The following is a 22563-nucleotide window of genomic DNA, read 5'->3' on the forward strand; positions in this document are numbered from 1 at the left end:
TGAAGTCAGCATGATATAAAATAGTAAATGGAAAATTTGAAAAAAGCATTGCTGGAGCAGTTTGACTTGGTTTTCTCTGATGAGACCTTGTTGGAAACGGCTTTTACCCATACGAGCTATGCCAATGAGCACCGCCTCTTAAAAATTTCACACAATGAACGCTTGGAATTTTTAGGAGACGCTGTTCTACAACTGATTATTTCGGAGTATCTTTATATCAAGTATCCTAAGAGGCCAGAGGGGGACCTGTCCAAGTTACGTTCCATGATTGTTCGGGAAGAGAGCCTGGCAGGCTTTGCCCGTGATTGTCAGTTTGATCAGTTTATCAAGCTGGGACGCGGAGAGGAGAAGTCTGGCGGCCGGAATCGTGATACGATTTTAGGAGATTTGTTCGAGGCCTTTTTAGGCGCTTTGCTCTTGGATAAGGGTGTGGAAGCAGTCAAAAGCTTTCTCTATCAAGTCATGATTCCCAAGGTGGAAGCGGGAGACTTTGAACGGGTGACGGACTATAAGACCAAGCTGCAGGAGTTGCTGCAGATTAATGGTGATGTGGAAATTGCCTATCAGGTCGTCTCTGAAACAGGTCCGGCTCATGCCAAAAATTTCGAGGTGTCTGTTCTCATCAATGGCCGCAAGTCCGGTCAAGGCCAGGGGCGTTCTAAAAAGCTGGCCGAGCAGCAAGCTGCTAAAAACGCATTTGAAAAGGAAAGTTCTTCATGTTTTTAAAGGAAATTGAAATTCAGGGCTTCAAGTCATTTGCTGATAAGACTAAAGTTGTCTTTGATCAGGGAGTGACAGCGGTTGTTGGGCCAAATGGTTCCGGCAAGTCCAATATTACGGAGAGCCTGCGCTGGGCCTTGGGAGAGTCCAGTGTGAAAAGTCTGCGGGGCGGCAAGATGCCCGATGTGATTTTTGCGGGAACAGAAACCCGCAAGCCACTTAATTATGCATCAGTGGTAGTGGTTCTGGACAACAGTGACCAATTTATCAAGGATGCTGCCAATGAGATTCGGGTGGAGCGTCACATTTACCGCAGCGGTGACAGTGAGTATAAGATTGACGGAAAAAAAGTCCGTCTGCGAGATGTCCATGATCTTTTCATGGATACTGGGCTGGGACGAGATTCCTTCTCCATCATTTCCCAAGGGAAGGTTGAGGAAATCTTCAACAGCAAGCCGGAGGAACGCCGGGCAATTTTTGAGGAAGCGGCTGGAGTGCTTAAGTATAAGACACGCCGCAAAGAAACGGAAAGCAAGCTTAGTCAGACCCAGGATAATCTGGACCGTCTGGAAGACATTATCTACGAGCTGGAGAGCCAGGTCAAGCCCTTGGAGAAGCAGGCTGAAACTGCGAAGCGCTTCTTGAGTCTGGATGGCCAGCGCCGAGAGCTTTACTTGGATGTTTTGGTCGCTCAGCTGACAGCTAACAAGGAAAAGCTGACGCAGGCAGAAGAAGATTTAACGAATATACAGCAGGAGCTAGCAGCCTACTACAGCAAGCGCGATGAGCTGGAAGTTGAAAACCAAACCTTGAAGGCCAAGCGCCATGAGCTCAATCAAACTTTGTCTGATGATCAAGCTAGTTTGCTGGAATTAACCCGCTTAATCAGTGATTTGGAGCGTCAGATTGATCTTTCTAAATTGGAGTCCAGCCAGGCAGCGACGAGCCGTCGGGAAAATGAAGAACGTTTGGCTGCTTTGTCAGAAAAACTGGCTCAGATAGAAAGCAACATAGAAGACAAGCAGGCTGAATTGAGCCAAATAGCTGCCAAACTGAGTGACAATGAGCAGTCTATCGCTGCTTTGGAAGCAGAATTAGCAGACCTTTCAGATGATCCAGACCAGCTGATTGAGCATCTGCGTGAGCAGTATGTCAAGCTCATGCAGGAAGAGGCAAATCTTTCTAATGACTTGACTTCTCTGGAGAGCCAGCTGGCTAGCGAGCTTAAATTGGCTGAGAGCAAGAAGGCAGACTATGCTAAGCTGCTGGCTGATTTGGAGACTAGTCAGGCGCAGGAGCAAGCTGGTTTAGAGGAGTTGGAAATTGCTCGCCAAGCCCTCAAGGGCCTACTGGCTGATTATCAAAGTCAGATCCAGTTAGTAGAGAAGCTAGAGGCAGATTATAAACATCAGCAGACTAAGATGTTTGAGCTTTTGGATGACCTCAAAAACAAGCAGGCACGTTCCAATAGCTTGGAGGCCATTCTCAAAAATCACAGTAATTTCTATGCTGGAGTCAAGAGTGTGCTGCAGGAGGCTGACCGCCTGGGAGGTATTGTAGGAGCAGTTAGCGAAAAGCTTAGCTTCGACCCCCACTATCAGACAGCACTGGAAATTGCCTTGGGAGCTAGCAGTCAGAATATCATCGTGGAAGATGAGGCGGCTGCGACTCGGGCTATCGAATTTCTGAAGAAAAATCGAGCTGGCCGGGCAACCTTCCTGCCTTTAACAACTATCAAGCCGCGTCAGCTGCCTGACCATCATCGCACTACGATTGAAAAGAGTGCTGGTTTTCTGGGACTGGCTTCTTCCTTGGTCAGCTATGAGTCATCGTTAGATAACATTTTTCAAAATCTGCTGGGAACGACTGCTATTTTTGATACAGTGGAGCATGCCCGAGCAGCAGCTCGCCAAGTGCGCTATCAGGTTCGGATGGTGACTTTGGATGGAACAGAGCTTCGGACTGGCGGATCTTATGCTGGTGGTGCCAACCGTAACAACAATACTATCTTTATCAAGCCGGAGCTAGATGCTCTGCTTGAGGAGATTAATCAGAAAAATGTCAGCTTGAAAGAGCAAGAAGATGCAGTGCAAATTCTGCAAAACCAGCTCAGTCAGGCTAAGCAGGTATTGGAACAAATCAAGACAGACGGTGAGCAGGCTCGCTTGGCTGAGCAAAAGGCTAATCTAGCCTATGAACAGTTAGCCAAGCGCGTAGAAGAGCTCACAAGTCTGAAAAATCTACAGGAACAAGAGTTGGCTGGTCAATCTGCTTTGGATATTTCAGAAGAGAAAGACCGACTGCAGATCCGCTTGACTGAGATTGAGCAAGAAAAAACGGACATCACTGCAGAAATAGAGCAGGTTAAGTCGAACAAAGATGCAGTTCAGGCTCGTTTCGACAAGCTTTCCTCTCGTCTGGCTGAACTCAAGCTCCAGCGGACAGAATTGACCTCCAACCAACGCTTTGAAAAGAATGACTTGGAACGACTGTCCGAGGAAAAAGCCAACCTTGAAAAAGAGCAGGCAACCTTGGAGCTCTTGATGGAGCAAAAGGAGCAGTCGAGCCTGCAGAAGGTGGATATTACAGTTCTAGAAGGGCAATTAGAGACCGCCAAGCAAGAAAAGAGTGAGCTGGATCAAAGACTGATTCGTCTGAAATTTGAGCTTGAAGATCTAGAAGGTCAGTCTGACGATATTGCCAGTCGTTTGGAGCAAGCCCGCCATCAAAATGAAGAATTGATTCGCCGGCAGGCTAAAGCAGAGGCAGAAAAGGATAAGCTCATGGATGTCATGCGCCGTCTAGCAAGCAATCTGACAGATGACTATCAGATGAGCTTTGATGAAGCAAGCAGCCAGGCTCGGCCTTTAGAAAGTTTACCAGCTGCTGAAAGTCAAGTTAAGGATCTGGAAAAAGCCATTCGAGCTTTAGGTCCAGTCAATCTGGAAGCAGTTGAGCAGTTTGAAGAAGTCAGCAACCGTTTGAACTTCCTAAATGAGCAACGAGACGATGTCCTATCAGCCAAAAATCTGCTCTTAGAGACGATTGAAGAGATGAATGACGAAGTCAAGGAACGCTTTAAATCAACCTTTGAAGCCATTCGTGAAAGCTTCAAGGTGACTTTCCGACAGATGTTTGGCGGTGGTTCTGCAGACCTGATATTGACGGAGGGAGACTTGCTGACGGCTGGTGTAGAAATCTCTGTGCAGCCACCAGGCAAGAAGATCCAGTCGCTTAATCTGATGAGCGGTGGCGAGAAGGCCTTGTCAGCTTTGGCTCTGCTCTTCTCTATCATCCGCGTTAAGACCATTCCTTTTGTTATCTTGGACGAGGTGGAAGCAGCGCTAGACGAGGCTAATGTTAAACGCTTTGGGGATTATCTCAATCGATTTGACAAGGACAGCCAGTTCATCGTGGTCACTCACCGTAAGGGAACCATGTCAGCTGCAGACTCTATTTACGGAGTTACTATGCAGGAGTCTGGTGTTTCCAAGATTGTCTCAGTCAAGTTAAAAGATTTAGAAAGTATGTAACATGAGTATAAAATTAGTAGCAACGGATATGGACGGCACCTTTTTAGACAGTAAAGGTCAGTTTGATATGGACCGTCTCAAGCAAGTTTTGACTCGCTTCAAAGAAAAAGATATGTACTTTGCCGTAGCCAGCGGACGCGGTTTCTTGTCGCTGGAAAAGCTGTTTGAGGAAGTGCGCAATGAGATTATTTTTATTGCTGAAAACGGCAGTTTAGTGGAATTTCATGGCGAGGACCTCTATGAAGCAACTATGCCTCGGGACTTTTACCTCAAGGTTTTTGACAAGCTGCAGGAATCACCCTATGTCAATGTCAATGAGCTGCTTTTGACGGGCAAACGTGCCTGCTATGTCTTGGAGACTGTGGATCCGACCTATCTTTCCTTCAGTGCTCATTATAATGAAAACATTCAAAAAGTGGCTAGCCTGGCTGATATCGACGATGAAATTTTCAAGTTTACGACCAATTTTGCTGAGGACCAAGTCGCAGCTGGTGAAGCTTGGGTCAATGAGAATATCGATGGAGTTAAGGCCATGACGACTGGCTATAAGTCCATTGACATCGTTCTGGATTATGTGGATAAGGGGGTTGCCATTGTCGAGCTGGCCAAGAAGCTTGACATAGATCTTTCTCAGGTTATGGTTTTTGGTGATAATCTCAATGATTTGCACATGATGCAGGTGGCTGGCTATCCGATTGCGACTGAAAATGCTCGCCCTGAGATTTTAGAAGTCGCCAAGGAAGTCATCGGTCACCATGATGCTCAGTCAGTTATCACTTACATGGAGGGGTTATAATGGCAGATATAAAACTGATTGCTCTGGACTTGGATGGAACTCTCCTGACTTCAGACAAGAAGATTTCTGACCGCAATTTAGCGGCTTTAAAAGCAGCTCAGGCCAAGGGACTTAAGGTAGTTCTGACTACTGGTCGTCCCCTCAAGGCCATGGACTTTTTCCTGCATGAGCTGGGAACAGACGGTCAAGAGGATGAGTACACCATTACTTTTAATGGTGGTCTTGTTCAGCGCAACACTGGAGAAATCCTTGATAAAACAGTCTTTTCTTATGATGATGTAGCTCGGATTTACGAGGAGACGGATAAGCTCCACATACCGCTTGATGCTATCTGCGAAGGACTTGTCTATCAGATTCAATCCGATCAAGACTCGCTTTATGCTCAGTTCAATCCTGCTCTGACCTTTGAGTCTATTGATTTTAGTGATTTGTCCAGCCAGCAGACTTATAATAAATGTGTGACTGCTTATGCTCAAGAACCACTGGATGCGGCCATTGAGCAAATCTCACCAGAATTATTTGAGCGCTATGAGATTTTCAAATCTAGAGAAATGTTGCTGGAGTGGTCCCCTAAAAATGTCTATAAGGCCAACGGTCTGGAGAAACTGATTGCCCATTTAGGCATTGAGAGAAGTCAGGTCATGGCCTGTGGTGATGAAGCCAACGATCTGTCTATGATTGAGTGGGCTGGTTTGGGAGTGGCTATGCAGAATGCAGTAGCCAGCGTCAAAGAAGCAGCCAATGTTGTGACACCTATGACCAATGATGAGGATGCAGTGGCTTGGGCTATTGAAGAATATGTACTAAAGGAGGATTAGTCGATGGGATTATTTGACCGCCTTTTCGGCCGAAAAAAACAAGAACCACCGATTGAAGAAGTTGTCAAGGAAGCATTGGAAAAAATTGACGAGCTTGAAAAAGAAACAGCGTCTGTTCCAGAAGCAGGAGAGAATCTTGAAGCGGAAGCTGTTCAGTCCTATCAGGGCGAGCAGCAACTTGATGACCAAATTTCGGATACAAAAGATAGTTTGGCTGATGTTGAAGAGTCAGCATCTCAAGCTATCCAAGAAGAAAGCAAGGAGCCAGAGCATGAAAGAGACATTATTGCAGAAAATCAAGAAGTGGCTCAAGGAGCAACTCAGACTGAAGAAACTCTAGAAGAGCATCATGCTGATAGCAATGACGAAACGGTAGAAGAACTTGTTGAACAAGCGGATTTTTCGGATGAAGCTTTATCTCATACTGAGCATGAAGCAGCTTCTTATGACGAGGTGATAACTGATTCAATTAATGAGTTCGAACCAGAAACAGAAGATGTTCCACTAACAGAATCTGAACATGTCAAGCAAGCAGCTGATTTTGCTGAAGAATCAGAAGCAGCAGCTACAGAAGAGCCTGCTGAACTTCCTCGAGAGGAATCCACTCAGGAAAAATATGACCGCAGCCTAAAGAAGACTCGGACAGGATTTGGAGCACGGCTCAATGCCTTCTTTGCTAATTTCCGCTCAGTAGATGAAGAGTTCTTCGAAGACTTGGAAGAGCTGCTCATCACTAGTGATGTAGGAGTTCAAGTGGCTTCCAGTCTGACTGAGGAACTACGCTATGAAGCCCGTCTGGAAAATTCTAAAAAACCAGCTGCTCTGCGCCAGCTGATTATTGAAAAATTAGTGGACATTTATGAGAAAGATGGCCGCTTTAATGAAAAAATCAATTTCCAAAATGGACTAACTGTCATGCTCTTTGTTGGGGTCAACGGAGTCGGTAAGACGACTTCTATCGGTAAACTAGCCTATAAGTACAAACAACAAGGCAAGAAAGTCATGTTGGTAGCTGCAGATACATTCCGTGCTGGAGCAGTAGCTCAGCTAGCTGAATGGGGTCGGCGCGTAGATGTTCCAGTCGTGACAGGGCCTGAGAAGAGCGACCCTGCCAGTGTGGTATATGACGGTATGGAGCGTGCTCAGGCAGAGCAGGTTGATGTTCTTATGATTGACACTGCTGGTCGCTTGCAAAATAAGGACAATCTCATGGCGGAGCTGGAGAAAATTGGCCGCATTATTAAGCGAGTGGATCCAGAAGCACCACATGAAACTTTCCTAGCCCTCGATGCTTCAACTGGTCAGAATGCTCTAGTTCAGGCTAAAGAATTTTCTAAAATCACTCCAGTCACAGGAATTGTACTGACAAAGATTGATGGAACAGCTCGAGGCGGGGTTGTGTTAGCTATTCGTCAGGAATTGGATATCCCAGTGAAGCTGATTGGCTTTGGAGAAAAGATTGATGATATCGGTGAGTTCAACTCAGAGAACTTTATGAAAGGCCTGCTTGAAGGCTTGGTATAAAGCAAAAAAGCCAGTATACGTACTGGCTTTTTATGAACAATTTTTAAATTTTATTTGTTTGGAGTCCACTGCCAGTCAGCTCCAAGTTCTCTAAGGAGTTCAAAGGATGCGTCTGGTCCCATAGATCCGACAGGATATTCATAGAGAGGCACTTCATTGCTATGCCAGAGTTCTTCAATCTGATCGATCAGCTCCCAGCTGGAGCGGACTTCATCCCAGTGGCTGAAGTTGGTTGAGTCATTGTTGAGGACGTCAAAGATTAATTTTTCGTAAGGATCAGGGGATGCGCCACTAGCTGTTGCGTCTGTTCGATAGTCCAGAGAGAGAGGAGCTAAGCTGAAGCGCTCGCCGACCTCTTTGCCATTCATGCTAAGTGAGAAGCCCTCAGTTGGCTGGATATGAATGGTCAGAACATTTGGTGCTAATTCCTCACCAAAGATAGACTCCATCTGCTTGAAAACAATATTGACAAGAGTGCCTTTTTCAGTGAGACGTTTACCAGTTCGGAAGAAAAATGGAACATCACGGAAACGCTCGCTATTGACGAAGAAAGCTCCTGAAGCAAAAGTCTCGGTCATGGAGTCAGGATTGACATTAGGCTCACTCCGGTAGGAGATGTATTTCTTGCCTTTGACCGTGCCAGACTTATACTGACCGCGGATAAAGAAGCGTTTTAAGTCTTCTTTATTCGGCTTTACCAAGCGCTCAAAAACTTTGACTTTCTCTGCCCGAATATCCTCTTTGCTGAAGCTTTTCGGCTTGTCCATAGCTAAGAGTGACAGGAGCTGTAAGGTATGATTCTGCACCATATCGCGCAGAGCACCGGACTGGTCATAGTAACCGCCACGTTCTTCGACACCTAATTTTTCTGCAAAGGTAATCTGGACATTGTCAATGTAGTCACGATTCCAGATGTTTTCAAAGATAAGATTGGCAAAGCGGATAGCGAAGATGCTCTGAATCATTTCCTTGCCTAGATAATGGTCAATACGGAAAATCTGCTCTTCATCAAAGGCAGCCAAGAGTTCTTCATTAAGTTGGCTGGCAGTTGCCAAATCTGTTCCGAAAGGTTTTTCGACAATCAGACGTTCAAATCCTTTGCCATCTACAATGTTTTCAGACTTGAGGTGTTTGGCAATGGTACCAAAAAATTGCGGAGCCATGGACAGGAAGAAGAGTTTATTGTGCTCGGCTTGGTACTGCTCATTGAGTCGGTTTTGAAGCTTGCGCAGCTCAATGTAGTGCTCGGTATCTTGCACATCATGGCTTTGATAGTAGAAGTGACTGGCAAACTCTTGGGCTTGCTCGGGGCTGTCGGCTAAATCAGCGATTGCTTCGACAACGACAGACTCAAAATACTCCTTGCTCCAAGGCCGGCGGGCTGTTCCAATGACTGCAAAATGCTTGGAAAGATTGCCAGACTTATAGAGCCTGAAGAGGGATGGATAGAGTTTTCTTTTGGCCAAGTCACCGCTGGCTCCGAAAATTGTTACAATAACTTTTGAAGACATCCTGATACCTATTTTCTAAATGATGTCTCTATTTTATCACAATTTTTCTAAAGATTGTATTCAGAAATTCGGTTTCTGAAAAGGAAGATAAACAGAAAGAAATCAACCGCTGCTTGAAACATATTCAAATCCAAAAAATGAGGCTAAGACACAATTGTGCCAGCCTCGTTTTCTTTATTCAAATACCCGATAAACGTAAGGATTGTCCGGTTTTTCTACCTTATCAAAGCTTTCAACTTCTAGAGTTGGCAGGCTTTGCCCCAGACTTTTATGGTAGTGCATGGTAATTTTTCCCTTGGCATGAATCCAGGTATTATTCTCGAAATGCTGGGTATTTCCAGTCGTCAAGAGGCCATAGACACCTGAGTCGGCGATACAATGGATAATACCGAAGCGAAAGAGAAATTGGCTCTTCTGATCGCTGGGGTCATTGTAGACAAACCCGGTGAACTCCAGCGTCTTGCCTACAAACTCGTCGGGATAATCATAGATGACTTCCATGATTTCCATGTAGTTCTCAGTTGTGACCTGAATGGTATCTTGCTTGACATATTTCTTAGCGGCTGCCCGCATTTCTTTTTCGTAAGCCCCCTTGGTAAAGTAGGTGCTGGTGTCCGGCTTCAGGTATTGGCTGGTTGTGCCTTCGTCCTGCTGAATAGCGGTTGAAGTTCCCTCAGCCAGCGGGAAATGAAATCCTTTAGCCGAAACTGTTGTCGAATCCAAGGTTACAGTTGGAAAGAAAATTCCTACAAAAAGCGGAATGACGAGGAGCAGTCCGCTGCCTAACTTGGCCCAGCGAGTGCTTAAATGACTATGAACCTCCATCTTCTTCATCCAGATGATAAGCTGCACGACTGCCAAGACAAAGGACAGAATCATAGACAAGTATGCCAGATAGGAATAGTGGAGATTGATATATTGATTAAGCTTGCCCGTCAGCTGCAGATACATGGTAATCTCAAAGTAGCCGACTAAGATTAAAAATCGAATCATAGCACTACCCCCACAAGCCAAGAGTAAAGAAAGACGACGACGGTAACCAGGCTGATAAATTGCCAGATAAAGCGTGTCTTAAAGTAGTTTTTCATCATCAGCAGATTCTTGACATCTAGCATAGGCCCAATGACCAAGAAAGCTAAGACTGGCGATAGGCCGAAGCTAGCAATCAAGGAGCTCCCGATGAAAGCATCAGCTTCGCTGCAAAGTGAGAGCAGGAAGGACAGCAGCATGAGCAGGAGAATAGCAACAGCTGGTGTCGAGCTGATGGAGGTCAGGATTCTGGTTGGCACATAGACTTGGACCAGGCTGGCAAAGAGACAGCCAAAGACAAGATAGCGGCCTGTATCGAAAAATTCGTCAATGGCCTGCACAAAGACCTGAAAAAGCTTTTGTCCCTTGCTGAGATGTGAAAAGTCATGCTCATGAACCGCTTTGCGATTTTCTTTTTGGATATTGCTATCTGCAAAGAAGCCCAGAAAAATCCCTAAAAGAACAGCCACGACCATAGAACCTAAAGCACGAAGCAGAGCCATTCGGAAGGAATTTCCAAAGGCTGAGTAGGTCGCAAAGAGTACGATGGGGTTGATGACTGGAGCCGTTACCAGAAAAGGCACAGCCGTGTAGCTGGGAACTTTCTTTTCCAGAAACCGGTTTATAATGGGAACGATTCCGCACTCGCAAGAGGGGAAGACAAAACCAATCAAGCTCCCAAAGAAAATCCGAGCCCATTTGTTCTTGGGCAGGAAACGATAAACCTTGTCCGGCGTGACATACACCTCGATAAAGCCAGAAATGATACTTCCAATCAAGACAAAAGGCAGGGCCTCAATGATAATGGAGAGAAAGATGGCGCCGGCTTGCAGGACACTGGCCGGCAGCTGAGAGAAGAAGCTCATTCTTTCTTATCCTTCTCGTTTTTAGATTTTTTCTTGTCTTCCTCAGGGAACTCTACCTTTTCCATCTTGGGAAGGGTCGCAAACTCCTCAAACATTTTGTCCAAATCATCTGATCTAGTAAATTTAACAGCCATAAAGGCACCTCATTTCTAAAATAATAATTCTATTATACTACCAATTATCAAAAAATGAAATTTTGAAACATAGGAGACTCTTTGTCGCTGATTTACCCTAAATTTTTTTGTACAAATAGTACTAAATAGTTCTAAAACTGCCTATCTTTCAAAGCACTTGTGATATAATAGGATTGTTATGGAAAATATAAATATTGAAAAAATTGCCCAGAAATTGGACCTTAAAGAAAGCCAAGTATCACAGGTCCTAGATCTGACCGCTGAAGGAAATACAATTCCTTTTATTGCTCGTTACCGTAAGGAAATGACAGGAAATTTAGATGAGGTCGAGATTAAGGCAATCATTGACCTAGATAAGAGCATGACTGCCTTGGCAGAGCGTAAAGCGACGGTCTTAGCTAAGATTGAGGAGCAGGGCAAACTAACGGATGCTCTGCGCTCTGAGATTGAGGCTGCTGAAAAGCTGGCTGATGTGGAAGAACTTTATCTGCCTTATAAGGAGAAGCGTCGTACCAAGGCTACGATTGCGCGTGAAGCAGGTCTCTTTCCTTTGGCCCGCTTCATCCTACAAGATTCGTCTAATCTGAAGGAAGAGGCTGAGAAACTGACTAGTGAAGCCTTTCCAACATCAGAAGCTGCTCTAGCTGGAGCAGTGGATATTCTGACTGAAGCAATTTCTGAAGATACCAAGCTGCGGGCTTGGACCTACCACGAGATGCAGAACAATTCTTCTATCGTATCCAGTCTCAAAGACGGTGATCTAGATGAAAAGCAGGTCTTCCAGATTTATTATGATTTTTCCGAAAAAGTAGCGACTATGCAAGGCTACCGGACACTGGCCCTTAACCGTGGTGAGAAGCTAGGTATTCTCAAGATTGGTTTTGAGCACAATCTTGAGAAGATCTTACGCTTCTTTGAAGTACGTTTCAAGGTGAAAAATGCCTATATTATTGAAGCTGTCCAGCAAGCGGTCAAAAAGAAAATCATTCCAGCTATGGAGCGACGTATTCGGACCGAGCTGACTGAGGCTGCTGAGGATGGTGCGATTCAGCTCTTCTCAGATAACCTTCGCCATCTCCTCCTGATTGCTCCTCTCAAAGGTCGTGTAGTACTGGGCTTTGACCCAGCCTTTCGGACAGGAGCCAAGCTAGCTGTTGTTGATGCGACAGGTAAGATGCTGACGACTCATGTTATCTATCCAGTAGCGCCAGCAAAGCCATCTCAGATTGAAGCTTCTAAGAAGGAACTGTCAGAGCTGATTGAGCAGTTTGGCGTGGAAATCATTGCCATCGGAAACGGAACTGCCAGCCGAGAAAGCGAAGCTTTTGTAGCAGAAGTTTTGAAATCCCATCCGAATGTCAGCTATGTCATCGTCAATGAGAGCGGAGCATCTGTCTACTCTGCTAGTGAACTGGCTCGTCATGAGTTTCCAGATTTGACTGTTGAAAAGCGCTCAGCTATTTCCATTGCCCGCCGCCTGCAAGATCCTTTAGCAGAGTTGGTTAAGATTGATCCTAAGTCTATCGGGGTTGGTCAGTACCAACATGATGTCAGCCAGAAAAAACTGTCTGAAAGTCTGGACTTTGTCGTTGATACAGTGGTCAACCAAGTCGGAGTTAATATCAACACAGCCAGTCCTGCCCTGCTGGCCCATGTAGCTGGTCTTAATAAAACTATCTCAGAAAATATTGTCAAGTACCGGGAAACGGAAGGCTTGATTCGGTCTCGCGAGGCCATCAAGAAAGTGCCGCGTCTAGGCGCAAAGGCTTTTGAACAGGCAGCCGGCTTCCTGCGTATTCCAGAAAGTGATAACTTGCTAGACAATACAGGCGTTCACCCAGAGTCTTATAAGGCGGTGGAGGAGCTCTTTAAGCGTCTTGAAATTAGCAGTTTGGATGAAGCAGCTCAGGCCAAATTAAAGGCTGTGCAGATTTCTAGTTTGGCTGCCGAGTTGGGATTGGGGGAAGAAACACTTAAAGATATTATTGCTGATTTGCTCAAGCCTGGCAGAGATTTGCGAGATTCCTTTGTCGTACCAGTTCTGAGGCAGGATGTCTTGGATATCAAGGACCTGCGCATCGGTCAAAAGCTGGAAGGAGTCGTCCGCAATGTCGTCGATTTCGGAGCCTTTGTGGATATTGGTATCCACGAAGATGGTCTTATCCATATCTCCAAGCTGAGCACAGACTATATCAAGCATCCTAGTCAAGTCCTATCTGTTGGTGACTTGGTCACTGTCTGGGTGAATAAATTGGATGTGGAACGGGAGAAGGTTAACCTCTCTCTGATAGCACCAAATGAATCTAACTAACTATGTCAAGCGAGTTTCGCTTGAGGATTTTGGCTGGGAATTCCGCCACCAAGCTTATTGGAATAAGCGTCTCCGTACTACAGGGGGACGCTTCTTTCCTAAAGACGGACATCTGGATTTCAACCCAAAAATCTATGAAACTTTTGGGCTGGAGATCTTTCGAAAAATTGTCCGCCATGAGTTGGCTCATTATCACCTCTATTATCAGGGTAAAGGTTACCGCCATGGGGATAGAGATTTTAAAGACCTGCTCAAGCGAGTTGATGGTCTGCGCTACGCCCCCTCATTGTCAGATTCGCAATCCTTTCTCATCTATGAATGCCTGCGCTGCGGAGCACTTATCCGTCGCAGACGCAGAGTCAATCTTCAAAAATACTGTTGCGGACGCTGTATGGGCAAGCTTCGTTTGTCAGAGAAAGCTTGATAGATCAGCAAGAGAGTTCCTTGAAGAACTCTCTTTTTTAAAAGAATGAATATTCTAATCCATAATCAGCCTTTGGCCCGATTGTTTTCTCATGAAATATGGTAGAATAAAGTAAATATGATCATTGAGGTCTCTATCATGAACGTGAAATTCTATAAGTTGAAAAAGAATCGACTGATTTCCGGTGTCTTGTCCGGTCTGTCTGATAAATTTGATTTTGATCTGAGCCTAGTGCGCTTCCTCTTTATTATCTTTACTGTGGTCAATTTCGGCTTGGGAATTCTCATCTATATCCTGCTGGCCATGGTTATGCCTTATAAAGAAGACTTAGAAGAAGAAATGTACGGAACTGGCCCACGCAAACGAAAAGAAGCGGAAGCTATCAAAGACGATAAAGACGGTTGGTTTTGGTAATTCTTAATAAAATAGAAAATTTCGGGATGCACTCCCGATTTTTTGCTTGAAGTAGGGAATGTTTTAGTAAGACATTTCTATGCCGTGATTTATTTTCTGCTTGCTTCTTTTAGAAAAAATCTAAAAGAAGCAGTCTAGAAAACCAGGTAAGTCGACACTTAAAAACTTCACCAAAATATTAACAATTTATCCAAGGAGGAAATATGACAGAAGTTTGGAATGCTTATGACTTAAATCGAAACCAACTCCCTCATCTCCTGGTTCGAGGAGAAAAAATTCCTGAAGGACAGTTTCATCTCTGTGTCAATGTCTTGGTTCGCCATCAGGATGGTGATATTCTATTTATGCGACGGTCAGCAAATAAAAGTCTCTATCCTGGCTACTATGAGTTCGGAGCGGGAGGCAGTGTGCTGGCAGGAGAGGATAGTCAGACAGCCGCCCTGCGTGAGTTAAAAGAGGAAACAGGCCTGGTTCCTGACAGTATCAGGCTTTTGGAGCAGGTGTGCTCTGTCAAAGACCAGTGCCATTTCGACTATTATGAAGTGGTTGTGTCTGGGGATAAGAGTCTAGTCCGCTATCAAACGGGTGAAACAGATGCTCATGTCTGGTTGCCTCTGGAAGAGATCCCAGATTTTGTAGAATACCATCCTTGTTTTAAGAACCAAAAGAAAATTCTCAGTAGCCTGATCGATTGATGTTGCAGCTTTTTTCTATTTTCACTAAAAAATTATTTAAATCAAAATATTTTTTCGACCTAAAATCAATCTTAAGGATTCTTTTGAGGTAAAAATTTGCTATAATAGAGGAAGATGAATTTGAAAGGAGAAGACAATGTCGGTAAAGGTCAAAGACCTCTTAAAAATATCCCGTCTGTCTCAGGAGTACGGAGATAAAGTTTTACTTGAGAAAGAAATTAAAACTTCAGATATTTCTCGACCAGGACTTGAAATGACAGGATATTTCGATTTTTATACACCTGAGCGGATACAGCTGATTGGGATGAAAGAGTGGTCTTATTTGATGAAGATGAGCTCTCATAACCGTCATCAGGTGCTGCTGAAAATGTTCCAGCCTGAGACGCCGGTGATTATCATTGCTCGAAATTTAGAGATTCCTGAAGAAATGATTAGAGCTGCTGATGAGAAGCAGCTTGCTATCCTTAGAAGCAAAACCTCTACCAGCCGCTTGTCTGGAGAAATTTCTAGCTATCTTGATTCCCGGCTGGCTGAGAGAACCAGTGTTCATGGTGTTCTTATGGATATCTATGGCATGGGGGTTCTCATCCAAGGGGACAGCGGAATTGGTAAAAGTGAAACAGGGCTTGAGTTGGTTAAGCGTGGACATCGGCTGGTTGCGGATGACAGAGTGGATATCTATGCCAAGGATGAAATGACCCTTTGGGGAGAGCCGGCTGAAATCCTGCGCCACCTCTTGGAAATTCGAGGTGTTGGTATCATTGATGTCATGAGCCTTTATGGAGCCAGCGCTGTCAAGGATTCTTCTCAGGTCCAGATAGCTGTCTATCTGGAAAACTTTGATGTCCATAAGACCTTTGACCGTCTGGGTAATGATGCAGAGGAGCTGGAGGTTGCCGGCGTCAGAATTCCCCGTATTCGGATTCCTGTAAAGACTGGTCGCAATATCTCTGTCGTGATTGAGGCTGCGGCGATGAACTATCGAGCTAAGCAAATGGGCTATGATGCTACTAAGATCTTTGAAGAGCGCCTCACCGATTTAATTAGCCGGAATGAGGTGAAACATGATTGATCCAGTAGCTATCCAACTAGGGCCTATCAGTATTCGCTGGTATGCTATCTGTATTGTCACAGGCTTAGTTTTAGCCGTTTATCTAGCCATGAAAGAGGCTCCGCGTCGGAAGATTATCCCTGATGATATTTTGGATTTTATCCTAGTAGCTTTTCCCGTAGCCATCGTGGGGGCTCGACTTTATTACGTGGCCTTCGAATGGGATTATTACGGTAAGAATCTGATAAAAATCATTGATTTTTGGAATGGGGGAATAGCCGGGATTGCCATTTACGGTGGGCTGATAGCTGGTGCTATCGTTCTCTACTTTTTCTGTCGGAGAAGGTTGATTCACCCAGTCGATTTTCTGGATATCGCAGCACCAAGCGTGATGATTGCCCAGAGTATTGGTCGCTGGGGAAATTTTGCCAACCATGAAGCCTATGGTGCGGCAGTTAAGAGTTTGAACTACCTGCCTAGCTTTATTCGTGAGAATATGTATATCGAAGGCAGTTACAGACAGCCAACTTTCCTCTATGAATCTGTATGGAACCTAATTGGCTTTATCTTGATTATTGTTCTCCGCCGTCGGCCTAAGTTGCTGAGGCAGGGAGAAATCGCCGCCTTCTATCTAATCTGGTATGGCTTTGGTCGGATGATCATTGAGGGTATGCGGACGGACAGTCTTATGTTTGCTGGTCTGCGCGTTTCCCAATGGCTGTCACTGATTCTTATTTTTGTCGGAATCGGCATCATCATTTACCAAAGAAAAAAGAAAGCCCCTTATTATCAAGAATAAGAAATGCTTATTGACGCTGACTCTTGTAAAAGATGTCTGCAATGAAAGGAGAGAAATATGATAATTGAAATTGCTTATACTTTACTGGCGGTAGCCCTCATTATCTTCGTGATTTACTTGACGATTACTGTCAAAAATCTGGGTGAGAAAGCTGGTAAGATGCTAGATGAAACAGAAAATACCATCAAGGTCTTAACTTCTGATGTCAACGTGACCCTTCACCAAGCCAATGGTTTACTGGCCAAGGTCAATGTCTTAACTGACGACATCAATCAAAAAGTCGCAACCATTGACCCTTTGTTTACAGCTGTTGCAGACCTATCTGAGTCTGTTTCAGATTTAAATGTTCAGGCGCGTACGATGAGTAAAAAAGCAGTATCTGCTCGTAACAAAACCATCAAAACTACAGTTGGTTTATCTGCTTTGCGCTTTGCTTCAAAATTGTTTAAAAAATAAGAAAGAAGGTCCACTATGGGAAAATTTTCATCATTGTTATTGGGTACCATTACGGGTGCAGCTGCTGCCTATTTCCTGACCAGTAAGAAAGGAAAGGAAACGACAGACAAGGTTCGGGAGTTTGTTAAGGATTACCAAGAAAATCCTGACGATATTCATGAAGCTGTTGTTCAGTCTGCTAAAGACTTTTCAAATCAAGCTGTTAGCGCAATTCAACAAACCAAAGAAAAGGTTGAGAAGGGCGAGATTACAACTGAAACAGTCATCGAATCAGTCAAAGAAACGACCAAGTCAGTCGTGGACTACTCACAAGATAAGTTTAACGAAATCAAAGAAAAATTTGATAAAGAAGAAAGTAGCTTAGCTGAGGAAGAACCTGTGATCTTCGAAGAGGAAGAAGAACCTTCAGAAGAAATCATCATTGACTTCGGAGCAGAAGCGACAGAAGGACAAGAAGAAAAGGCTGTTGAAACAGACAGTCAAGAAGAAAAATAAAACAAAGAAGACTAGCAATTTTGCTAGTCTTCTTTGTTTACAAGAACGAAAAAAAGAACCGAGGACTTAAAGCGTCGTCGGTTTTTCTTATATTTTAAAATCGTAGAATCACAAGGTTGGTTTATTTGCTAGTTTGGCGTTTCTTTGCGAACAGGCGATAAGATTGAATGCTAATCAGGCTGGAAGCAATGGCCAAAGTAAAGGAAATAAATGTATTCATTTTTAAACTCAAAAATACAAAGCTAAACAAAACTGTCAAGACACAGAAAACAGCAATATTTAAGAAGAAAAAGAGTTCGCTTAATCTTGGTGATGTTTCTGCTTCAGGTAAGTACTCTTGATAAAGTGGTGTTTGTTCAGATTCAATTTCTTGATAGTAGTAGTCAGTTGGGTCATCATATTGTTGGTATTTTCTTACGTGCATAATTCTCTCTCCTTACAGTACCCTCTAATTCTACCATTTTTTTGCAGTTTTAAATATTACAAAAGAGTTACAAAACGGATAAATTCGAATGAAAAACCACTCCTTTATATTTTTTTGCTATAATGGTTTTATGAAAAAGATAATTATTACAGCAACAGCTGAAAGTATAGAACAAGTTGAGGAACTTTTGGAGGCAAATGTCGATCGAATTTATGTCGGTGAGAAAAATTACGGCCTTCGTTTGCCTCATAATTTTAGTTTAGACGAATTAAATCGAATTTCTGATTTGGTTCACCAAGCAGGAAAAGAGTTGACCGTTGCGGTGAACGCTCTCATGCATCAGGAAATGATGGATAAGATTAAGCCCTATCTTGATTTTCTGCAGGAGATTGGGGCAGATTATATTACCGTTGGGGACGCTGGTGTTTTCTACGTGCTGCAGCGCGATGGTTATAAATTAAAGACCATTTACGATGCCTCGACCATGGTTACCAGCAGTCGTCAGATTAACTTTTGGGCTAAGAACGCAGGAGTTTCAGAAGCTGTCCTAGCACGTGAGATTCCTTCTGCTGAGCTTTTTAAGATGCCAGAGATTCTGGAAATTCCTGCTGAAGTCTTGGTTTACGGAGCTAGTGTCATCCATCACTCCAAGCGTCCTCTTTTGCAGAATTACTATAATTTTACTCATATCGATGATGAAAAGACGAGAGAACGGGATCTATTTCTGGCAGAACCAAGCGATCCGCAGAGCCATTACTCGATTTTTGAGGACAATCATGGTACTCATATTTTTGCCAATAATGACTTGGATTTGATGACCAAGTTGATAGAATTGGTTGACCATGGATTTTGCCACTGGAAGCTAGAAGGTCTCTACACACCTGGTCACAACTTTGTTGAGATTGCTAGGATTTTTGTAGAGGCAAGGGATTTGATTGAAGCAGGCAAGTTTAGCTCAGATCAAGCCTTTGTGCTGGATGAGGCGATTCATAAACTGCATCCGAAAAATCGTTTTCTCGATACCGGATTTTATGACTATGATCCCGATATGGTAAAATAAATATCGAAACTAGGACTCCTTTTAGGAGTTCTTTTTTGAGAACAAAAATAATATTTATAAAGCAGGAGTAAAAAATAGATGTTTCAAACTTTTTTTGAATTAATTCGAAAAAAACTGAAAATTAGAATTGTGAAAATAATTCAAAGAACCTTGCTTTTAGGGGTAAATTACTATAAAATAATAAGGATTAGACATCAACACTTTTATATTGCAAATAGGAGAAAATGATGGCAAGAAAGTTGAAACGACCGGAGGTGTTATCACCTGCTGGTACTTTGGAAAAGCTAAAAGTAGCTGTTCGATATGGAGCAGATGCTGTTTTTATTGGCGGACAGGCCTATGGTTTGCGCAGTCGGGCTGGGAACTTTACCTTTGAACAGATGGAAGAAGGGGTTCAGTTTGCGGCTCGTTATGGTGCTAAGGTCTATGTCGCGGCCAATATGGTCATGCACGAGGGTAACGAAGAGGGAGCTGGTGAGTGGTTTCGCCGTTTGCGGGATATCGGGATTGCGGCTGTCATTGTTTCAGATCCGGCTTTGATTGCTATCGCAGCATCAGAGGCTCCTGGTCTGGAAATCCACCTATCGACTCAGGCCAGTGCGACCAACTATGAAACGCTGGAGTTCTGGAAAAATCTGGGACTGACTCGCGTTGTCCTAGCTCGCGAAGTGTCAATGGCTGAGCTAGCTGAAATTCGCAGACGGACTGATGTTGAAATAGAAGCCTTTGTTCATGGGGCGATGTGTATTTCCTACTCTGGACGCTGTACATTATCCAACCACATGAGTATGCGTGATGCCAATCGTGGAGGCTGCTCGCAATCCTGCCGTTGGAAATACGACCTCTATGATATGCCTTTTGGACAAGAACGTAAGAGCTTGAAAGGTGAAGTTCCAGAAGAATTTTCCATGTCCGCGGTTGATATGTCCATGATTGACCGCATACCAGACATGATTGAAAACGGAGTGGATAGCTTGAAGATTGAGGGACGGATGAAGTCTATTCATTATGTTTCCACTGTGACTAACTGCTATAAAGCAGCAGTGAATGCTTATCTAGAAAGTCCTGAAAAGTTCGAAGCTATCAAGCAGGATTTGGTCGATGAGATGTGGAAGGTTGCTCAACGAGAATTGGCCACAGGATTCTACTATCATACTCCAACTGAAAATGAGCAGCTTTTCGGAGCGCGACGCAAGATTCCAGAATACAAATTTGTAGCAGAAGTAGTAGCCTATGACGCAGACAGTCAGACAGCGACTATTCGTCAGCGTAATGTTATTCATGAAGGCGATCAGGTTGAGTTTTACGGACCGGGCTTCCGTCATTTTGAAACCTTTATCACAGACCTTCGAGATGCTGAAGGTAACAAAATTGACCGCGCCCCCAATCCTATGGAGCTTCTGACCATTCACTTGGAGCAGCCCGTAGAGGCTGGCGATATGGTGCGGGCTCGCAAGGAAGGCTTGATTAATCTATACAAGGAAGATGGCACTAGCGTGACCGTCCGAGCTTAATCTTATATTCATAGGTGGCTTTTTAATCTAAAAGTCATCTTTATGAATACAGGTTTTCAGAGAGGAAGTAGCATGATCCAGGTTTACGGAGATATTCTTGACGAGGAGACTCGTTGCCAGCATTATCATAGTGAGAGAGATGTCATAGCTCTTAAGTGCTTTGCTTGTCAGAAATACTATCCTTGCTTTCTCTGTCATGACCGCTACGAAGATCATGCTTTTCTGGCCTATCCTGTGAGTCGGTCAGAAGATCGAGTAGTTCTTTGTGGTCATTGCAGGACGGAGCTGACTATTTCTCAGTATCTTGGCTGTGAGGATGCTTGTCCTATCTGTACTCATACTTTTAATCCAGGATGCAAGAAGCATCGATCGATTTATTTTCAGACAAACAAATAACTCTTCCATCCAGCTGGATGGAAGAGTTATCTTTTGAAACGATGGCTGGTGATGCGAATGTCCTTCTTTTGGGCTTCACGGATATTATTTGGTACAAGACTGATTCGCTTGATGTCCTGCACGCGGATAATAGTGGTCATACTTTTCTTGAAATTCTTGATAATCAGCTGCAGGCGCTCGCGATCGTATTTTACAATATCTCCGGTGAAGCTTTTATCCAGAAAGATAACGTGGACACCAGATTGTTTACGCAGAGCTAACTCGATGGTACGCAGGATGCGGCCGCTGTCCTCTAGTCCTTGTTCATTCTTTTTGCCACTGATAAATTCGTTGGCTCTTTGTAAAATCATTTCGAGATATTTTTTCATAGCTAAAATCTCCATAACTTGTTACAATATATTATATAACAAAATTCCCTAAATTGTAAATTCTTTTACGAATTATTAGTTGGAAAATAAAACAAGAGGTGAAATATGGCTGAATTTACATTCGAAATCGAAGAAAAACTTCTGGTCCTGTCTGAAAATGATAAGGGCTGGACCAAGGAACTCAACCGCGTTAGCTTTAACGGAGCACCAGCTAAGTACGATATTCGGACTTGGAGCCCAGACCACAGCAAGATGGGCAAGGGAATTACACTTTCTAACGAAGAATTCCAAGTTCTCGTGGATGCATTTAAAAACTGATAGAGAAAGCTCTATCAGTTTTTCTATTTCTCTGAAAAGTAGGAATGGAATTTCAGACTCTTAAAAATAGGGATGCTAATAATGGTGATAGCAATCATTTTTAGCAAGTCAGGCAAGATAAAAGGAGTCAGGCCAACCGCGACTGACTTAGAGAAATCAAGCCCCCCCAAGAAATGTAGTCCTAGGATACCACCGACAAAGACGAGAGCGTCACCCAATACATTGGCTATAAAAATCATATAGAAAGGACTGTCCTTATGGGTCAGACTGGATGTCACAAGGGCAAAGAGTAAGTAGAACCAGAGATATCCGGCGCTTGGGCCAAAGAGAGCCTGAAAACCACCACTTCCTCCAGCAAAGACCGGCAGGCCAATGGCTCCCAAGAGCAGATAAATGAAAACAGACAAAACCGCTTCGCGAGGTTTGAAAATCGTCGCAATCAAACCGACAGCAAAAGTCTGCAGCGTGATGGGAACGGGGCCAATGGAAATAGTAAATTGGGATAGGACAGCTAGGAAAGCAGCTCCTATAGCTGGGAGGGCAAGAAGAAATGCTTTGTTTTTGTTCATAAATAGTAAACCTCTTTTTTATTTTATGGTAACTATTTTAAAAGCTAAATAAAAAAAAGTCAAGTCCTTCTTAATCGGACGAGACAAATATACAGACAGATTCTTATTTTCGTTTCTTGCTTCTGATGAGCAAGACAAAGAAGGCGATAAGGCCAAAAATATTAAAGAAAAGGATGCCCAAGGCTGCAATAATTTTTTTCGTTTTACTCATCAGTTTCCTCGTTTCTGGATTGCTTTGTACTATCATATCAAAATTTTCAATGTTTGAATAGGCTTGATTAGAAAAATTAGCTATAGCTTCAAACTATATTATAATCAATAAAAAAGGATTATCTAAA

Annotated in this window: 24 protein-coding genes; 17 read left to right on the plus strand and 7 right to left on the minus strand. The window is 43.7% G+C overall.

Translation table 11 applies throughout. The features are described 5' to 3' along the window. Positions 1-27: 27 nt before the first annotated feature. From rnc to ftsY, 5 genes are read left to right on the plus strand one after another with little or no spacing between them, the layout of a single operon-like run. The gene (gene rnc, locus MK370_RS06895; protein ID WP_268684692.1) at positions 28-726 is read left to right on the plus strand and encodes a ribonuclease III; all 699 of its coding nucleotides are present in this window, start codon (positions 28-30) and stop codon (positions 724-726) included. Next, positions 717-4253, plus strand: coding sequence for a chromosome segregation protein SMC (smc, locus tag MK370_RS06900; protein ID WP_268684693.1), 3537 nt, complete (start codon positions 717-719; stop codon positions 4251-4253). The genes rnc and smc overlap by 10 nt, the downstream gene beginning before the upstream one ends. Position 4254: 1 nt before the next feature. Further along, positions 4255-5049 (plus strand): Cof-type HAD-IIB family hydrolase, encoded by a 795-nt coding sequence (locus tag MK370_RS06905; RefSeq protein WP_268684694.1) that lies wholly within the window; start codon positions 4255-4257, stop codon positions 5047-5049. Continuing rightward, on the plus strand, positions 5049-5867 hold the full coding sequence (locus tag MK370_RS06910) for a Cof-type HAD-IIB family hydrolase (RefSeq protein WP_268684695.1): 819 nt from the start codon (positions 5049-5051) through the stop codon (positions 5865-5867). Before MK370_RS06905 ends, MK370_RS06910 begins: the two co-directional genes overlap by 1 nt. Positions 5868-5870: 3 nt before the next feature. Beyond that, positions 5871-7391, plus strand: coding sequence for a signal recognition particle-docking protein FtsY (gene ftsY / locus MK370_RS06915; protein ID WP_268684696.1), 1521 nt, complete (start codon positions 5871-5873; stop codon positions 7389-7391). Between the two features lie 50 nt (positions 7392-7441). Here ftsY and zwf read toward each other — a convergent pair whose 3' ends face one another. The 4 genes from zwf to MK370_RS06935 all read right to left on the minus strand — a co-directional run bounded on the left by zwf (position 7442) and on the right by MK370_RS06935 (position 10931). Further along, a complete protein-coding gene (zwf, locus tag MK370_RS06920) occupies positions 7442-8902 on the minus strand; it encodes a glucose-6-phosphate dehydrogenase (protein ID WP_268684697.1) in 1461 nt (486 codons plus the stop codon). 174 nt (positions 8903-9076) lie between these two features. Then, a complete protein-coding gene (locus tag MK370_RS06925) occupies positions 9077-9895 on the minus strand; it encodes a TIGR03943 family putative permease subunit (protein ID WP_268684698.1) in 819 nt (272 codons plus the stop codon). Beyond that, positions 9892-10797 (minus strand): permease, encoded by a 906-nt coding sequence (locus MK370_RS06930; protein WP_268684699.1) that lies wholly within the window; start codon positions 10795-10797, stop codon positions 9892-9894. The genes MK370_RS06925 and MK370_RS06930 overlap by 4 nt, the downstream gene beginning before the upstream one ends. Then, the gene (locus MK370_RS06935; RefSeq protein WP_002897213.1) at positions 10794-10931 is read right to left on the minus strand and encodes an SPJ_0845 family protein; all 138 of its coding nucleotides are present in this window, start codon (positions 10929-10931) and stop codon (positions 10794-10796) included. The genes MK370_RS06930 and MK370_RS06935 overlap by 4 nt, the downstream gene beginning before the upstream one ends. A 178-nt stretch (positions 10932-11109) precedes the next feature. Between MK370_RS06935 and MK370_RS06940 the strand changes: the two genes are divergently transcribed. The 8 genes from MK370_RS06940 (at position 11110) to MK370_RS06975 (ending at position 17576) form a co-directional block, all read left to right on the plus strand. Next, positions 11110-13242 (plus strand): Tex family protein, encoded by a 2133-nt coding sequence (locus tag MK370_RS06940; RefSeq protein WP_268684700.1) that lies wholly within the window; start codon positions 11110-11112, stop codon positions 13240-13242. Further along, positions 13229-13666 carry a SprT family protein gene (locus tag MK370_RS06945; RefSeq protein ID WP_268684701.1) on the plus strand — a complete coding sequence of 146 codons (438 nt, stop codon included), beginning with the start codon at positions 13229-13231 and terminating at the stop codon, positions 13664-13666. The genes MK370_RS06940 and MK370_RS06945 overlap by 14 nt, the downstream gene beginning before the upstream one ends. Positions 13667-13804: 138 nt before the next feature. Next, on the plus strand, positions 13805-14080 hold the full coding sequence (locus MK370_RS06950; RefSeq protein WP_049540665.1) for a PspC domain-containing protein: 276 nt from the start codon (positions 13805-13807) through the stop codon (positions 14078-14080). A gap of 203 nt (positions 14081-14283) precedes the next feature. Beyond that, positions 14284-14775, plus strand: coding sequence for an NUDIX hydrolase (locus tag MK370_RS06955; protein ID WP_268684702.1), 492 nt, complete (start codon positions 14284-14286; stop codon positions 14773-14775). Positions 14776-14911: 136 nt separating this feature from the next. Next, entirely contained in the window at positions 14912-15847 is a 936-nt protein-coding gene (gene hprK / locus MK370_RS06960; RefSeq protein ID WP_268684703.1) for an HPr(Ser) kinase/phosphatase, read from the plus strand. Beyond that, the gene (gene lgt, locus MK370_RS06965) at positions 15840-16625 is read left to right on the plus strand and encodes a prolipoprotein diacylglyceryl transferase (RefSeq protein ID WP_002920747.1); all 786 of its coding nucleotides are present in this window, start codon (positions 15840-15842) and stop codon (positions 16623-16625) included. Before hprK ends, lgt begins: the two co-directional genes overlap by 8 nt. A 57-nt stretch (positions 16626-16682) precedes the next feature. Further along, positions 16683-17081, plus strand: coding sequence for a DUF948 domain-containing protein (locus MK370_RS06970; protein ID WP_268684704.1), 399 nt, complete (start codon positions 16683-16685; stop codon positions 17079-17081). A gap of 15 nt (positions 17082-17096) precedes the next feature. Then, positions 17097-17576 carry a YtxH domain-containing protein gene (locus MK370_RS06975; RefSeq protein ID WP_268684705.1) on the plus strand — a complete coding sequence of 160 codons (480 nt, stop codon included), beginning with the start codon at positions 17097-17099 and terminating at the stop codon, positions 17574-17576. Positions 17577-17697: 121 nt separating this feature from the next. Here the strand turns inward: MK370_RS06975 and MK370_RS06980 are convergent, their stop codons facing one another. After that, entirely contained in the window at positions 17698-18000 is a 303-nt protein-coding gene (locus MK370_RS06980) for a DUF3270 family protein (protein WP_268684706.1), read from the minus strand. Positions 18001-18130: 130 nt separating this feature from the next. Here MK370_RS06980 and MK370_RS06985 point away from each other — a divergent pair, with 130 nt between their 5' ends. The 3 genes from MK370_RS06985 (at position 18131) to MK370_RS06995 (ending at position 20970) form a co-directional block, all read left to right on the plus strand. After that, a complete protein-coding gene (locus MK370_RS06985) occupies positions 18131-19060 on the plus strand; it encodes a peptidase U32 family protein (RefSeq protein WP_268684707.1) in 930 nt (309 codons plus the stop codon). A 227-nt stretch (positions 19061-19287) separates the two neighbouring features. Continuing rightward, positions 19288-20574, plus strand: coding sequence for a peptidase U32 family protein (locus MK370_RS06990; RefSeq protein WP_101771570.1), 1287 nt, complete (start codon positions 19288-19290; stop codon positions 20572-20574). A gap of 72 nt (positions 20575-20646) precedes the next feature. After that, complete coding sequence (locus tag MK370_RS06995) at positions 20647-20970, plus strand: CHY zinc finger protein (RefSeq protein WP_268684708.1); 324 nt, start codon at positions 20647-20649, stop codon at positions 20968-20970. 26 nt (positions 20971-20996) lie between these two features. On the opposite strand, the gene MK370_RS07000 is transcribed toward MK370_RS06995, so the two are convergent. After that, positions 20997-21353: a hypothetical protein gene (locus MK370_RS07000; RefSeq protein ID WP_268684709.1), complete on the minus strand. Its 357-nt coding sequence runs from the start codon at positions 21351-21353 to the stop codon at positions 20997-20999. Between the two features lie 90 nt (positions 21354-21443). On the opposite strand from MK370_RS07000, the gene MK370_RS07005 reads away from it, so the two are divergent. Further along, on the plus strand, positions 21444-21656 hold the full coding sequence (locus MK370_RS07005) for a YdbC family protein (RefSeq protein ID WP_002897227.1): 213 nt from the start codon (positions 21444-21446) through the stop codon (positions 21654-21656). A gap of 23 nt (positions 21657-21679) precedes the next feature. Here MK370_RS07005 and MK370_RS07010 read toward each other — a convergent pair whose 3' ends face one another. Next, on the minus strand, positions 21680-22225 hold the full coding sequence (locus MK370_RS07010; protein WP_268684710.1) for a biotin transporter BioY: 546 nt from the start codon (positions 22223-22225) through the stop codon (positions 21680-21682). Positions 22226-22563: the final 338 nt, after the last annotated feature.

Source organism: Streptococcus sanguinis (assembly GCF_026781265.1).
In the GTDB taxonomy this organism is placed as follows: Bacteria; Bacillota; Bacilli; order Lactobacillales; family Streptococcaceae; genus Streptococcus; species Streptococcus sanguinis_T.

What these genes read in the sequence shown, in the direction of transcription:
- rnc (WP_268684692.1), top strand. Translation starts at nt 28, where the DNA reads ATGGAAAATTTGAAAAAAGCATTGCTGGAGCAGTTTGACTTGGTTTTC.
- smc (WP_268684693.1), top strand. Translation starts at nt 717, where the DNA reads ATGTTTTTAAAGGAAATTGAAATTCAGGGCTTCAAGTCATTTGCTGAT.
- MK370_RS06905 (WP_268684694.1), top strand. Translation starts at nt 4,255, where the DNA reads ATGAGTATAAAATTAGTAGCAACGGATATGGACGGCACCTTTTTAGAC.
- MK370_RS06910 (WP_268684695.1), top strand. Translation starts at nt 5,049, where the DNA reads ATGGCAGATATAAAACTGATTGCTCTGGACTTGGATGGAACTCTCCTG.
- ftsY (WP_268684696.1), top strand. Translation starts at nt 5,871, where the DNA reads ATGGGATTATTTGACCGCCTTTTCGGCCGAAAAAAACAAGAACCACCG.
- zwf (WP_268684697.1), bottom strand. Translation starts at nt 8,902, where the DNA reads ATGTCTTCAAAAGTTATTGTAACAATTTTCGGAGCCAGCGGTGACTTG.
- MK370_RS06925 (WP_268684698.1), bottom strand. Translation starts at nt 9,895, where the DNA reads ATGATTCGATTTTTAATCTTAGTCGGCTACTTTGAGATTACCATGTAT.
- MK370_RS06930 (WP_268684699.1), bottom strand. Translation starts at nt 10,797, where the DNA reads ATGAGCTTCTTCTCTCAGCTGCCGGCCAGTGTCCTGCAAGCCGGCGCC.
- MK370_RS06935 (WP_002897213.1), bottom strand. Translation starts at nt 10,931, where the DNA reads ATGGCTGTTAAATTTACTAGATCAGATGATTTGGACAAAATGTTTGAG.
- MK370_RS06940 (WP_268684700.1), top strand. Translation starts at nt 11,110, where the DNA reads ATGGAAAATATAAATATTGAAAAAATTGCCCAGAAATTGGACCTTAAA.
- MK370_RS06945 (WP_268684701.1), top strand. Translation starts at nt 13,229, where the DNA reads ATGAATCTAACTAACTATGTCAAGCGAGTTTCGCTTGAGGATTTTGGC.
- MK370_RS06950 (WP_049540665.1), top strand. Translation starts at nt 13,805, where the DNA reads ATGAACGTGAAATTCTATAAGTTGAAAAAGAATCGACTGATTTCCGGT.
- MK370_RS06955 (WP_268684702.1), top strand. Translation starts at nt 14,284, where the DNA reads ATGACAGAAGTTTGGAATGCTTATGACTTAAATCGAAACCAACTCCCT.
- hprK (WP_268684703.1), top strand. Translation starts at nt 14,912, where the DNA reads ATGTCGGTAAAGGTCAAAGACCTCTTAAAAATATCCCGTCTGTCTCAG.
- lgt (WP_002920747.1), top strand. Translation starts at nt 15,840, where the DNA reads ATGATTGATCCAGTAGCTATCCAACTAGGGCCTATCAGTATTCGCTGG.
- MK370_RS06970 (WP_268684704.1), top strand. Translation starts at nt 16,683, where the DNA reads ATGATAATTGAAATTGCTTATACTTTACTGGCGGTAGCCCTCATTATC.
- MK370_RS06975 (WP_268684705.1), top strand. Translation starts at nt 17,097, where the DNA reads ATGGGAAAATTTTCATCATTGTTATTGGGTACCATTACGGGTGCAGCT.
- MK370_RS06980 (WP_268684706.1), bottom strand. Translation starts at nt 18,000, where the DNA reads ATGCACGTAAGAAAATACCAACAATATGATGACCCAACTGACTACTAC.
- MK370_RS06985 (WP_268684707.1), top strand. Translation starts at nt 18,131, where the DNA reads ATGAAAAAGATAATTATTACAGCAACAGCTGAAAGTATAGAACAAGTT.
- MK370_RS06990 (WP_101771570.1), top strand. Translation starts at nt 19,288, where the DNA reads ATGGCAAGAAAGTTGAAACGACCGGAGGTGTTATCACCTGCTGGTACT.
- MK370_RS06995 (WP_268684708.1), top strand. Translation starts at nt 20,647, where the DNA reads ATGATCCAGGTTTACGGAGATATTCTTGACGAGGAGACTCGTTGCCAG.
- MK370_RS07000 (WP_268684709.1), bottom strand. Translation starts at nt 21,353, where the DNA reads ATGGAGATTTTAGCTATGAAAAAATATCTCGAAATGATTTTACAAAGA.
- MK370_RS07005 (WP_002897227.1), top strand. Translation starts at nt 21,444, where the DNA reads ATGGCTGAATTTACATTCGAAATCGAAGAAAAACTTCTGGTCCTGTCT.
- MK370_RS07010 (WP_268684710.1), bottom strand. Translation starts at nt 22,225, where the DNA reads ATGAACAAAAACAAAGCATTTCTTCTTGCCCTCCCAGCTATAGGAGCT.